The organism is Streptomyces vilmorinianum (genome assembly GCF_005517195.1).
GTDB lineage: Bacteria > Actinomycetota > Actinomycetes > Streptomycetales > Streptomycetaceae > Streptomyces > Streptomyces vilmorinianum.
This window is the reverse complement of record NZ_CP040244.1, coordinates 5,734,116-5,746,740: the sequence shown is the minus strand read 5'-3', so window position 1 is coordinate 5,746,740 and position 12,625 is coordinate 5,734,116. Positions and strand designations below refer to the sequence as shown.

The 12,625-nt window shown below is 71.7% G+C and carries 13 protein-coding genes; 9 read left to right on the top strand and 4 right to left on the bottom strand.

Features of this window, described 5'->3' with window-relative positions; all coding sequences use genetic code 11:
* Window positions 1-25 precede the first annotated feature (25 nt).
* From dxr to FDM97_RS26535, 6 genes are all read left to right on the top strand, one after another.
* Window positions 26-1,333: a 1-deoxy-D-xylulose-5-phosphate reductoisomerase gene (gene dxr / locus FDM97_RS26560; protein ID WP_137993029.1), complete on the top strand. Its 1,308-nt coding sequence runs from the start codon at window positions 26-28 to the stop codon at window positions 1,331-1,333.
* Window positions 1,330-2,634, top strand: a complete 1,305-nt coding sequence (locus tag FDM97_RS26555; protein ID WP_137993027.1) for a M50 family metallopeptidase — start codon at window positions 1,330-1,332, stop codon at window positions 2,632-2,634. Before dxr ends, FDM97_RS26555 begins: the two co-directional genes overlap by 4 nt.
* A gap of 102 nt (window positions 2,635-2,736) precedes the next feature.
* Window positions 2,737-3,894 carry a flavodoxin-dependent (E)-4-hydroxy-3-methylbut-2-enyl-diphosphate synthase gene (gene ispG / locus FDM97_RS26550; RefSeq protein WP_137993025.1) on the top strand — a complete coding sequence of 386 codons (1,158 nt, stop codon included), beginning with the start codon at window positions 2,737-2,739 and terminating at the stop codon, window positions 3,892-3,894.
* A 153-nt stretch (window positions 3,895-4,047) separates the two neighbouring features.
* Window positions 4,048-4,893, top strand: coding sequence for a GNAT family N-acetyltransferase (locus tag FDM97_RS26545; RefSeq protein WP_175439243.1), 846 nt, complete (start codon window positions 4,048-4,050; stop codon window positions 4,891-4,893).
* Window positions 4,894-4,914: 21 nt separating this feature from the next.
* A complete protein-coding gene (locus tag FDM97_RS26540; RefSeq protein WP_137993023.1) occupies window positions 4,915-5,463 on the top strand; it encodes a GNAT family N-acetyltransferase in 549 nt (182 codons plus the stop codon).
* Window positions 5,464-5,654: 191 nt separating this feature from the next.
* Window positions 5,655-7,358 carry a proline--tRNA ligase gene (locus FDM97_RS26535; RefSeq protein ID WP_137993021.1) on the top strand — a complete coding sequence of 568 codons (1,704 nt, stop codon included), beginning with the start codon at window positions 5,655-5,657 and terminating at the stop codon, window positions 7,356-7,358.
* Window positions 7,359-7,440: 82 nt separating this feature from the next.
* On the opposite strand, the gene FDM97_RS26530 is transcribed toward FDM97_RS26535, so the two are convergent.
* Genes FDM97_RS26530 through FDM97_RS26515 form a run of 4 tightly spaced genes read right to left on the bottom strand, consistent with a single transcriptional unit; the run spans window position 7,441 to window position 10,443 of the window.
* Window positions 7,441-8,451: a slipin family protein gene (locus FDM97_RS26530; RefSeq protein ID WP_254705770.1), complete on the bottom strand. Its 1,011-nt coding sequence runs from the start codon at window positions 8,449-8,451 to the stop codon at window positions 7,441-7,443.
* Window positions 8,452-8,498: 47 nt separating this feature from the next.
* The gene (locus FDM97_RS26525) at window positions 8,499-9,398 is read right to left on the bottom strand and encodes an aminoglycoside phosphotransferase family protein (RefSeq protein ID WP_137993018.1); all 900 of its coding nucleotides are present in this window, start codon (window positions 9,396-9,398) and stop codon (window positions 8,499-8,501) included.
* Between the two features lie 47 nt (window positions 9,399-9,445).
* Entirely contained in the window at window positions 9,446-9,874 is a 429-nt protein-coding gene (locus tag FDM97_RS26520; protein ID WP_137993016.1) for a ferritin-like domain-containing protein, read from the bottom strand.
* Window positions 9,871-10,443 (bottom strand): hypothetical protein, encoded by a 573-nt coding sequence (locus tag FDM97_RS26515; RefSeq protein WP_137993014.1) that lies wholly within the window; start codon window positions 10,441-10,443, stop codon window positions 9,871-9,873. The genes FDM97_RS26520 and FDM97_RS26515 overlap by 4 nt, the downstream gene beginning before the upstream one ends.
* A 153-nt stretch (window positions 10,444-10,596) precedes the next feature.
* On the opposite strand from FDM97_RS26515, the gene rimP reads away from it, so the two are divergent.
* The 3 genes from rimP (at window position 10,597) to FDM97_RS26500 (ending at window position 12,515) form a co-directional block, all read left to right on the top strand.
* Window positions 10,597-11,094 (top strand): ribosome maturation factor RimP, encoded by a 498-nt coding sequence (gene rimP / locus FDM97_RS26510; RefSeq protein WP_137993012.1) that lies wholly within the window; start codon window positions 10,597-10,599, stop codon window positions 11,092-11,094.
* 2 nt (window positions 11,095-11,096) lie between these two features.
* The gene (gene nusA / locus FDM97_RS26505; RefSeq protein ID WP_137993010.1) at window positions 11,097-12,116 is read left to right on the top strand and encodes a transcription termination factor NusA; all 1,020 of its coding nucleotides are present in this window, start codon (window positions 11,097-11,099) and stop codon (window positions 12,114-12,116) included.
* Between the two features lie 120 nt (window positions 12,117-12,236).
* Window positions 12,237-12,515, top strand: a complete 279-nt coding sequence (locus FDM97_RS26500) for a YlxR family protein (RefSeq protein WP_137993008.1) — start codon at window positions 12,237-12,239, stop codon at window positions 12,513-12,515.
* Window positions 12,516-12,625: the final 110 nt, after the last annotated feature.

The following is a 12,625-nucleotide window of genomic DNA, read 5'->3' as shown; positions in this document are numbered from 1 at the left end:
GGCCTTTGCGGCAAGAATGGGGGGCATGAGCGACCGCCCCTCTCCTCTCGCCGACCCGCACATCGCCTTCGATCCTGCCGAAGGCCGCCGGGACATCGTCGTCCTCGGCTCCACCGGGTCCATCGGCACCCAGGCCATCGACCTGGTCCTGCGCAACCCCGACCGCTTCCGGGTCACGGCCCTCGCCGCCTCCGGCGGCCGGGTCGGGCTGCTCGCCGAGCAGGCGCACCGGCTGAAGGTCGCCACGGTCGCCGTCGCCCGCGAGGACGTCGTGCCCGAGCTGCGCGAGGCGCTGACGGGGCTCTACGGCTCCGAGGCCGACCTGCCCGAGATCCTGGCCGGCCCGGACGCCGCCACCGAGGTGGCCGCCTCCCCCTGCCACACGGTCCTCAACGGCATCACCGGCTCCATCGGCCTGGCGCCCACCCTCGCCGCCCTCGAAGCCGGCCGCACCCTCGCCCTCGCCAACAAGGAGTCGCTGATCGTCGGCGGCCCGCTGGTCAAGGAGCGCGCCAAGCCCGGCCAGATCATCCCGGTCGACTCCGAGCACGCCGCCCTCTTCCAGGCCCTGGCGGCCGGGACGAGGGCCGACGTCCGCAAGCTGGTCGTCACCGCCTCCGGCGGCCCCTTCCGCGGCCGTACGCGCGAAGAGCTCGCGCACGTCACCCGCGAGGACGCCCTCGCCCACCCCACCTGGGCCATGGGCCCGGTCATCACGGTCAACAGCGCCACGCTGGTCAACAAGGGGCTGGAGGTCATCGAGGCGCACCTCCTCTACGACATCCCCTTCGACCGCATCGAGGTCGTCGTCCACCCCCAGTCGTACGTCCACTCGATGGTCGAGTTCACGGACGGCTCCACCCTCGCCCAGGCCACCCCGCCGGACATGCGCGGCCCGATCGCCATCGGCATCGGCTGGCCCGAGCGCGTCCCGGACGCCGCCCCCGCCTTCGACTGGACCAAGGCCTCCACCTGGGAGTTCTTCCCCCTCGACACCGAGGCGTTCCCGTCCGTCGGCCTCGCCCGGCACGTCGGCGAGCTCGGCGGCACCGCACCCGCCGTCTTCAACGCGGCGAACGAGGAGTGCGTCGAGGCGTTTCTCGCCGGAAGGCTGCCGTTCAACGGAATCATCGATACGGTCACCGCAGTCGTCACCGAGCGCTTCGGCTCGTCCGTGAACGAAGAAAGCACGGCCGAAGGCGGAGCGAAGCGGAGCGGCATGCCCGCCAAGGGAACCTCGCTCACCGTGTCGGACGTCCTCGAAGCGGAGACCTGGGCCCGTGCCCGGGCCCGGGAACTGGCAGCGAAGGCAATCGCGGAGGCGCGCGCATGACCATTCTCCTCACGCTCCTCGGCGTGGTGCTGTTCGCGATCGGCCTGGTGATCTCCATCGCCTGGCACGAGCTCGGACACCTCTCCACGGCCAAGCTGTTCGGCATCCGCGTGCCCCAGTACATGGTCGGCTTCGGCCCCACCATCTGGTCGAGGAAGAAGGGCGAGACGGAGTACGGCATCAAGGCCATCCCGGCCGGCGGCTACATCCGGATGATCGGCATGTTCCCGCCCGGCAAGGACGGCCGGATCGAGGCCCGCTCCACCTCGCCGTGGCGCAGCATGATCGAGGACGCCCGCGAGGCCTCCTTCGAGGAGCTCCAGCCCGGCGACGAGACCCGGCTCTTCTACACGCGCAAGCCGTGGAAGCGCGTGATCGTGATGTTCGCCGGCCCGTTCATGAACCTGATCCTGGCCGTCCTGCTCTTCTTCGGCAGCGCCATGGCCATCGGGTTCGAGACCCAGACCACCAAGGTCGGCGGCGTCACCCACTGCGTCATCGACCAGAGCGAGAAGCGCGACACCTGCCAGGCGGGCGACCGCCCCTCGCCGGCGAAGGCCGCGGGCCTGCTCAAGGACGACCGGATCGTCGCCTTCAACGGTGAGCGCGTCAGCGACTGGAACACTCTCTCCGACCGCATCCGCGCCACGATCGGCCCGGCCACCGTCACCGTCCTGCGCGACGGCAAGGAAGTGGACCTGCACCCCCAGCTCCTCGAGAACAAGGTGCTGAAGAAGGACGCCGACGGCAACGTCGCCAAGCCGCTCGCCTACGTCCCGGCCGGCTATCTGGGCTTCGAGTCCGCCCGTGAGGTCGTCCCGCTGAGCTTCGGCGAGTCCGCGACCCGGATGACCGACCAGGTCCAGGCCGGCGCCGAGGCCGTTCTCGCGCTGCCCGGCAAGATCCCGGACCTGTGGGACGCCACCTTCGGCGACGGCGAGCGCAAGCAGGACTCCCCGGTCGGCGTCGTCGGCGCGGCCCGGATCAGCGGCGAGCTCATGAACATCGACGCCCCGCCGCAGACCATCCTGGTCTTCTTCCTGCAGCTCGTCGTGATGTTCAACGTCTCGCTGTTCCTGTTCAACATGCTGCCGCTGCTGCCGCTCGACGGCGGGCACATCGCGGGCGCCCTGTGGGAGTCCGTACGCCGCCACACCGCGCGGATCTTCAGGCGGCCCGACCCGGGCCCGTTCGACGTCGCCAAGCTGATGCCGGTGGCCTATGTGGTGGCGGGCGTCTTCGTCTGCTTCACCCTGCTCGTCCTCGCCGCCGACATCGTCAACCCGGTGAAGCTGACGTGACGACCGGGCGGCCGGACCCCCGGGGTGTCCGGCCGCCCGCCGCCGGGGCGGTAATCTCGAAGACCTGAGCCCGATGAACCACACCTTGGGGTTGTACAGCTGATGACCGCGATTTCTCTCGGTATGCCGTCCGTTCCGACGAAGCTCGCTGAGCGGCGCAAGAGCCGTCAGATCCAGGTCGGATCGGTCGCGGTGGGCGGCGACGCCCCCGTCTCGGTGCAGTCCATGACGACGACCCGCACCTCCGACATCGGCGCCACGCTGCAGCAGATCGCCGAGCTGACCGCCTCCGGCTGCCAGATCGTGCGCGTGGCCTGCCCGACGCAGGACGACGCCGACGCGCTCGCGACGATCGCGAAGAAGTCGCAGATCCCGGTCATCGCCGACATCCACTTCCAGCCGAAGTACGTCTTCGCCGCCATCGACGCCGGCTGCGCCGCGGTTCGCGTCAACCCCGGCAACATCAAGCAGTTCGACGACAAGGTCAAGGAGATCGCGAACGCGGCCTCCGCGGCCGGCACCCCGATCCGGATCGGCGTCAACGCCGGCTCCCTCGACGCCCGCCTGCTGAAGAAGTACGGCAAGGCCACCCCCGAGGCGCTCGTCGAGTCCGCCCTCTGGGAGGCCTCCCTCTTCGAGGAGCACGGCTTCCGCGACATCAAGATCTCGGTCAAGCACAACGACCCGGTCGTGATGGTCAACGCCTACCGCCAGCTCGCCGCCCAGTGCGACTACCCGCTGCACCTCGGCGTCACCGAGGCCGGCCCCGCGTTCCAGGGCACCATCAAGTCCGCCGTCGCCTTCGGCGCGCTGCTCTCCGAGGGCATCGGCGACACCATCCGCGTATCCCTCTCCGCCCCGCCGGCCGAGGAGATCAAGGTCGGCATCCAGATCCTGGAGTCGCTCAACCTGCGCCAGCGCCGCCTGGAGATCGTCTCCTGCCCGTCCTGCGGCCGCGCCCAGGTCGACGTCTACAAGCTCGCCGAAGAGGTCACCGCCGGCCTGGAGGGCATGGAGGTCCCGCTGCGCGTCGCCGTCATGGGCTGCGTCGTCAACGGCCCCGGCGAGGCCCGCGAGGCCGACCTCGGCGTCGCCTCCGGCAACGGCAAGGGCCAGATCTTCGTCAAGGGCGAGGTCATCAAGACCGTCCCCGAGTCGAAGATCGTCGAGACCCTCATCGAGGAGGCGATGAAGATCGCCGAGCAGATGGAGAAGGACGGCGTGACGTCGGGCGAGCCGACGGTCGCCATCGGCGTCTGACCGCCTGAGCCCGACCCCGTACGGACGTCACGAAGCCCCGCCGCACAGCCCTCCCACCGGGCCGCGGCGGGGCTTCGTCGCGCTCGCACGCCACGTCCACGACGCGCCAGGTACAGTGCGGAGAATCAGCAGACCGCATGGTGAGGCCCCCTCGTGTTGACGCAGACCACCACCCGGGTCCTCGAACCCGCCGACCTCGGCGCCGCACTCGCCGTCCTGGAGAGCGCCCCCGTCGAGAACGCCTTCGTCACGGCGCGCGTCCAGGCCGCCGGACTCGACCCCTGGCGCCTCGGCGGCGAGATGTGGGGCTGGTACGCCGACGGGCGCCTGCGCTCGCTGTGCTACTCCGGCGCCAACCTCGTCCCCCTCTGCGCCACCCCCGAGGCCGTCCGCGCCTTCGCCGACCGCGCCCGCCGCACCGGCCGCCGCTGCTCCTCCATCGTCGGCCCCGCCGAGCCCACCGCCCAGCTCTGGCGGCTCCTGGAGCCCAGCTGGGGCCCCGCGAGGGACGTCCGCCCCCACCAGCCGCTGATGGTCACCGAGGAACCCTCCGCCACCGTCGAACCCGACCCCCTCGTCCGCCGTATCCGCAAGGACGAGATGGAGGTGATCATGCCCGCGTGCGTGGCCATGTTCACCGAGGAGGTCGGCATCTCGCCGATGGCCGGCGACGGCGGACTGCTCTACCAGGCCCGCGTCGCCGAGCTCGTCGGAGCCGGCCGCTCCTTCGCCCGGATCGAGGACGGCAAGGTCGTCTTCAAGGCGGAGATCGGCGCCGCCACCCGCCAGGCCTGCCAGATCCAGGGCGTCTGGGTCGCCCCCGAACACCGCGGCAAGGGCCTCTCCGAGACCGGCATGGCCGCCGTGCTGCGCTACGCCCTCGCCGACGTCGCCCCCGTGGTCAGCCTGTACGTCAACGACTACAACACCCCGGCCAGGGCCGCCTACCGCCGCGTCGGCTTCCGCGAGGTCGGCGCCTTCATGAGCGTGCTCTTCTGAGGCGCTTGTAAGGTGCGGCGCATGGATGACGCTGACGCCGACGTCACGATCGGACCGGTCGACCTCGCCGCGCGCGTGGACGAGGCCCTCGCCGTGCAGGCGCTCGCCTTCGGGCTGAGCGAGGACGAGATCGTCGTACGACGCCACATCGTGCTGCGCCATCTGCTCAACCCCGGCGCCCGCGCGTACGGCGCGATCACCACCACCGGCCGCCTCGTCGGCTTCGTGTACGGGATGCCCAACGACCGCACCCACTGGTGGTCCACGATCGTGCAGCCGTACCTGCGCGCCACCGACAACGAGAAGTGGCTGGACGACTCCTTCGTCATCACCGAACTCCACGTCCACCCCGCCTACCAGGGGCGGGGCGTGGGCCGACAGCTGATCACCACCATCACCGACCAGTCGGACCTGCCCCGCTCGATCCTCTCCGCGATCGACACCGAGAGCCCGGCCCGCGCCCTGTACCGGACCCTCGGCTACACCGACCTGGCCCGCCAGGTCCACTTCCCCAGCGCGCCGCGGCCGTACGCGGTGATGGGCGCCCCACTGCCGTTGCGGAGGCGGTGACCCGCGCCCCTGCCGGGGGTCCGGGGGTTGCCCCCGGGGGATGCGGTCCGAGCGCGCCGCGCCCGTACGCGGTGATGGGCGCCCCGCTGCCGCTGCGGCGCAGGGGCGGCGGGCGGAACTGATTTCACCGAGCCGGGGCCGCCCGGCTAACCTCCTAGCCATCACCCTTACCCGGCAGGAGTACGAGAACCATGGCCAACGCACCGGTCCAGCGCATGTCCCAGTTGATGGCGAAGACGCTGCGCGACGACCCGGCGGACGCCGAGGTCCTCAGCCACAAGCTCCTCGTCCGCGCCGGCTACGTCCGCCGCACCGCCGCCGGCATCTGGAGCTGGCTGCCCCTGGGCAAGAAGGTCCTCGCCAACGTCGAGCGCGTCGTCCGCGAGGAGATGGACGCCATCGGCGCCCAGGAGGTCTCCCTCCCCGCCCTGCTGCCGCGTGAGCCCTACGAGGCGACCGGCCGCTGGGACGAGTACGGCGCCGAGCTCTTCCGCCTCCAGGACCGCAAGGGCGGCGACTACCTCCTCGGCCCGACGCACGAGGAGATCTTCACCCTGCTGGTCAAGGACCAGTGCTCGTCCTACAAGGACCTGCCGGTCATCCTGTACCAGATCCAGACGAAGTTCCGCGACGAGGCCCGCCCGCGGGCCGGCATCCTGCGCGGCCGCGAGTTCCTGATGAAGGACTCGTACTCCTTCGACACGGAGGACGAGGGCCTCGCCCAGTCCTACGCCCTGCACCGCCAGGCCTACCAGCGCGTCTTCGAGCGCCTCGGCCTCGACTACCGCATCTGCGCCGCCACCGCGGGCGCGATGGGCGGCTCGAAGTCCGAGGAGTTCCTCGCCCCGGCCGAGGCAGGCGAGGACACCTTCGCCGACTGCCCGAACTGCGACTTCGCCGCCAACACCGAGGCGATCACCTACGAGCTCACGCCGGTGGACGGCTCCGCCGTCGCGGCCGCCGAGGAGATCCCCACCCCGGACACCCCGACCATCGAGACCCTCGCCGCCTCCCTCGGCGTCCCGGCCTCCGCGACGCTGAAGAACCTCCTGGTGAAGGTCGACGGCGAGATCGTCGCCGTGGGCGTGCCCGGTGACCGTGAGGTCGACCTGGACAAGGTCGAGGCGCACTTCGCGCCGGCCACCGTCGAGATGGTCACCGAGTCCGACTTCGCGGGCCGCCCGGACCTGGTCCGTGGCTACGTCGGCCCGCAGGGCCTGGGCGAGAAGGTCACGTACCTCGCCGACCCGCGCGTGGCCCCCGGCACCTCGTGGATCACGGGCGCCAACAAGGAGCACACGCACGCCAAGAACGTCGTCGCGGGTCGTGACTTCGAGGTCGACGAGTACGTCGACGTCGTGGTCGTCCAGGAGGGCGACCCGTGCCCGAAGTGCGGCACCGGCCTGAAGCTGGACCGCGCCATCGAGATCGGCCACATCTTCCAGCTGGGCCGCAAGTACGCCGACGCCCTCAAGCTCGACGTCCTCGGCCAGAACGGCAAGCCGGTCCGCGTGACCATGGGCTCGTACGGCATCGGCGTCTCCCGCGCGGTCGCGGCCCTCGCCGAGCAGTCCGCCGACGACAAGGGCCTGTGCTGGCCCGCCGAGGTCGCCCCGGCCGACGTCCACGTCGTCGCCGCGGGCAAGGCCCTCCAGACCGAGCTGGCCCTCGAGGTCTCCGACAAGCTCGCCGCCGCGGGCCTGCGCGTCCTGGTCGACGACCGCGCGGGCGTCTCCCCGGGCGTGAAGTTCACCGACGCGGAGCTCATCGGCGTCCCGAAGATCCTGGTCGCCGGGCGCCGCTCCGCCGAGGGCATCGTCGAACTGAAGGACCGCCGCACGGGCGACCGCGAGGAGCTCCCGGTGGCCGAGGCCATCGCGCGCCTCAGCGCGTAGTCGGGTGCGGAGCGGGGTGGACTCCCATCGGGAGTCCACCCCGCTCCGCCGTGTCCGCGCTTCGCCCTACCGTCGTGGGCCCTCAGGGCGTCTCGTTCCGGGGCTCCGGGTCCGCCGGGGCGCCCGTCATCGTGTCGTCCGGGAGGTCCGGGAGCGCTGCCAGGTCCGGGAAGTCCGCCAGGTCCGGCAGGTCGGTGGTCACCCGGGACTCCGGGGTGTCCGGACTCTCCGCGCTCTCCAGGGCCTCCGGTCCGGCGGGGAGGCCCGGCAGTGGCTCCTGGAAGATCTCCGGCGGGGCCGTCGGCCGCGACCCCGGCGCAGGAGCGCCCGGCGTCGGCGCCGCCCGCTCCAGGAACCGCAGCAGCTCCACCGGAATCGGCAGCACCAGCGTCGAGTTCTTCTCCGCCGACACCGCCATCACCGTCTGCAACAGCCGCAGCTGCAGCGCCGCCGGCTGCGCCGACATCACACCCGCCGCCTCCGCCAGCTTCTTCGACGCCTGCAGCTCCGCGTCCGCGTTGATCACCCGCGCCCGCCGCTCCCGGTCCGCCTCCGCCTGCCGCGCCATCGAGCGCTTCATCGTCTCCGGCAGCGAGACGTCCTTGATCTCCACCCGGTCGATCGCCACACCCCAGCCCATCGCCGGACTGTCGAGCATCAGCTCGAGCCCCTGGTTGAGCTTCTCCCGGTTCGACAGCAGGTCGTCCAGGTCGCTCTTGCCGATGATCGACCGCAGCGACGTCTGCGCCATCTGCGAGACCGCGAACCGGTAGTCCTCCACCCGCACCAGCGCGTCCGCCGCGTCGACCACCTTGAAGTACACGACCGCGTCCACCCGCACCGTCACGTTGTCCCGGGTGATGCCCTCCTGCGCCGGCACCGGCATCGTCACGATCTGGAGGTTCACCTTGTGCAGCCGGTCCACGATCGGCACGATCATCGTGAAACCCGGCTGACGGACATCGCGCAGCAGCCGGCCGAAGCGGAAGACCACGCCCCGCTCGTACTGCTTCACCACACGCGCGGCCGCCGCCACGTACACCACGGCCGCTGTTCCGGCCGCCGCCGCCGCTGCCAACAGCTCCTCGACCATCACGGCCCCCTGAGGTCCGAGCCGAGCGTTACCTCAGGCTTATTCCCCTACAGCCAGCCCGCGAACTCCAACAGCAGCTCCGCGTCCTGCCGACGGCCCGCCGTCAGCGCCCGCGTCCCCGACTCGACCGCCCGGAACAGCGTCCAGCCGCGCAGTCGCTCCCGGTCCACCTCCAGCGAGTCCGCCAGCTTGTTGACCCGCCGCCGGGCCGAGGAGGCCCCCGCGGAGGACGCCACCAGGTCCTCGACCCGGTCCCGGACCAGCCGCGCCAGGTCGTAGGCGCGCTCGCCGACCAGCGGCTCGGGGCCGACGGCCAGCCACGGCGCGCGGTCACCGGCCAGGACCTTGCCCTGGCGGAAGCAGCCGTGCAGCAGCAGCGTCTCGGGGGAGAGGGCCACCAGCTCCTCGCGCGCCTCCAGCGCGGCGGCCGTCACCGCCCCGGCCTCGGCGTCCGCGCGGTAGGGCTCCATCGCCGCCGCCTGCCGGGCCGTGCGTTCGGCCACCGACTCGAAGCCGTGCTCCGCGGGCGGGTCCACCCACAGCTTCCGTACCGTCCCCGCCGCCTCGAGCAGCGCCTTCGCCTCCGGCAGGGACCGCAGCGACACGTCGGGGTGCAGCCGTTCGAGCAGCAGCGAGCCGTCCTCTGGCGCGTCGAGCAGCCGCACCGCGCCCCAGCCGTTCCAGTGCGCCAGCGCGTCCCGCTCCAGGTCGGGCCGGGCGACGTCGGGGGCGACCTTCAGCGCCGCGGGGGAGCCGTCGGCCTGCCGTACGAGCACCACCAGGCTGCTGCGGCCGCCGGGTGCCATCACCCGCTCGGCGTCCAGGGAGGTGTGCTCCAGCGCGCTGAGCGCGCGCTCGGGCAGCTTCCCGAGCCACTCGGCCGCGACAGCGTCCCCGTACGTCTCGCCGAGCGCCCGCACCAGTCGCTGCGGCGGTTCGAAACCCATGCGTGCGTTGTTCCTTCTGCAGTACCGGAGTCTGGTCAGGGCCTGACTCACACCCGCTCGGCGAGCCCAGGAAAGGTTACGTCGGTGCCGCGCCAGCGAACGGCCCGTACCGCCGCCTCGCGGAGCGCGGCGGCCGCGTCGCGCCGCAGCGGCCCCTGCGCGGCCCGTACGAGATCGGAGTACACCCCGGCCACCCGGTCCTCGAGGACCGCGGCGAGCCGTACGGCGGCGGCCGTGTCCGGCACCGCGAACGGCAGCTCGTACCCGGCCGCCGCGGCGGCCGGTTCGCCGCCCAGGTCCCGTACGGTCCTGCGCAGCGCGTCCCGCCGGGCCCGGTGCGCCTCGTACGCCGCCGTGGCCTCCGCGCGCCGCTCGGCGCCGATCCGGCCGCCGACGACCCCGTACCCGTACACCGCCGCGTGCTCAGCGGCGAGCGCGGCCTGTGCCGCGTCGAGAGCGATCTCGCGGGCGCTCATCGACGGCCTCCTTCGGTCAGCAGATACGCGTGCGCCGCACCGGCCGCGGCCACCGAGGCCAGCAGCCGGGCGTACTCGGGCGGCGCGTCGAGCAGTGTGGCCGCGTGGGTGTCGGCGGTCCGGCGGGACGCGGCGGCGAGGTCCGTCAGGGCCGCCGCGGGGTCCGCCGCCACTGCGGGCGCCGGCGTCGCGGTGGCGGCGGGGCCCGCCGTACCACCCGGAGTGCGAGAGGCGCCCGGGCCGGCCGGTGTCGCGGGAGCGGACGCCGACGGGGCCGTGCCCGTGGCCCCCTCGCCCAGCGCGGTGGCGTGCGCCGCGACCGCGGCCCGCAGCGGGGTCAGCCGGGCCGTCAGCGAGGGGTGCGCGGCGAGCACCGCGTCGTAACGTTCCAGCAGTGTCCGGCTCGTCGTCGCCGACCTGCGGCGCAGCGCCGCCTCGGCCAGCGCCGCCCGTTCGGCCGCCGTCGGCTTCCTCGGCCGCTCGCCGCCTCCCTCGGAGGTGCAGCCGGCCAGGGTCACCGCCCCGGCCGCCAGGAGCGCACGCCTGCCTACCGTCCCCGTGCGCCCCACACTCACTCCCTCGGCCTCGCTCGAAGATCACCGCAGGCGAGCGTACCCGCGGCCCCCGGCCCCGTGGACGGCAACACCCCCCGGGACCGGATACCCTTTGGTCTGACACGCGACGAAACCCACAACAGCACACGCGGCCGAGGAGTCACCCGGATGAGCACCACCCAGAGCGACAGGCTGCGCGGACTCCTGGAGCCGCTCGTCCACGCGAAGGACCTGGATCTCGAGGAGATCGAGGTGTCCCGGGCCGGCCGCCGCGGACTGCTGAGGGTCATCGTCGACTCGGACGAGGGCGTGGAGCTGGACGCCTGTGCCGAGCTGAGCCGTGCCATCTCCGAGAAGCTCGACGAGACGGACGCGATGGGCGAGGGCGAGTACGTCCTCGAAGTCACCTCCCCCGGCGCGGAGCGCCCCCTGACCCAGCACCGCCACTACGTGCGCGCGACCGGCCGACTGGTCAAACTGCAGCTGCATGAAGGTGGCGAGGTGATCGCGCGGATCCTCACCGTGGACGACGACGGCCTCGACCTCGAAGTGCCGGGCGTGAAGGGGCGCAAGCCCACCGCCCGCCGGGTCGAGTTCGCCGACATCGCCAAGGCGCGTGTCGAGATCGAATTCAGCCGCAAGGACAAGAAGGAAGAGGAGGCGTAGCCGTGGACATCGACGTGAAGCTCCTGAAGGGCTTGGCACAAGAGAAGGAGATCTCCTTCGACCTGTTGGTCGAGGCGATCGAGTCGGCCCTCCTCATCGCCTACCACCGCACCCCCTCGGCCCGCCGCCACGCGCGCGTGGAGCTGAACCGGCAGACCGGTCATGTGACGGTGTGGGCGAAGGAAGACCCCGCCGAACTGGAGGAGGGGCAGGAGCCCAAGGAGTTCGACGACACCCCGTCGGACTTCGGCCGGATCGCGGCGAGCACCGCCCGTCAGGTCATCCAGCAGCGTCTGCGCGACGCCGAGAACGACGTCACCTTCGGCGAGTACGCCCGCCGCGAGGGCGACATCGTCGCCGGCCAGGTGCAGCAGGGCAAGGACCCGAAGAACGTCCTCGTCAAGCTGGACGACAAGCTGGAAGCCATCCTTCCGGTGCAGGAGCAGGTGCCGGGCGAGGAGTACACGCACGGTCTGCGGCTGCGCACGTACGTCGTCCGGGTCGCCAAGGGTGTCCGCGGTCCGTCCGTCACCCTTTCGCGCACCCACCCCAATCTGGTGAAGAAGCTCTTCGCGCTGGAGGTCCCCGAGATCGCGGACGGTTCCGTCGAGATCGCGGCGATCGCCCGTGAGGCGGGTCACCGCACCAAGATCGCCGTACGGTCCACCCGTTCGGGCCTGAACGCCAAGGGCGCCTGCATCGGCCCCATGGGCAGCCGCGTGCGCAATGTCATGGCGGAGCTGCTCGGCGAGAAGATCGACATCGTCGACTGGTCCGACGACCCGGCCGAGATGGTGGCCAGCGCGCTTTCCCCGGCCCGGGTCTCCAAGGTCGAGATCGTCGACCTGGCCGCCCGTTCGGCCCGGGTGACCGTGCCCGACTACCAGCTGTCGCTGGCGATCGGCAAGGAGGGGCAGAACGCCCGCCTCGCCGCCCGCCTCACCGGCTGGCGCATCGACATCCGCCCGGACACCGAGCACCCCTCGGAGGACGAGCGGGAGCGGGACCGCGACCGGCACTGAGTCCGGTCCCGGGGAATAGATCGCGCCGCCGTCACGTTGTGCGACGGTGAGATCACGACAAACGACCGTTCGATTTTTGCCCCAAACGGGTGAGGTCGCTACGGGGAGGTAGACTTAAGCGTGTCTGGCCGGACGCACGCCCGCGCGTGCCCTGAGCGAACCTGTGTGGGATGCCGGGAGCGAGCGGCCAAGAGCGATCTGCTGCGCATCGTGGCGGTCGAGGGCGCATGCGTCCCCGATCATCGCGGTACGCTGCCCGGCCGGGGTGCGTATCTGCACCCCGCCTCGGTCTGTCTCGACCTGGCGGTCCGCCGCCGGGCGTTTCCGAGGGCCTTCAAGGTCCAGGGACCGCTCGAAACGGCGGATATTCGCTACCACGTCGAGCAGGCAGCACCGTAAGAAGAAGTACGGCACGGAAGACCGTGCGGTCAGGTACCTCGCGAGTTGGAAGTAGGTCGAGATTGCGATGAGCACTCGATGAGTACGCGATGAGTACGCCCATGAAGTAG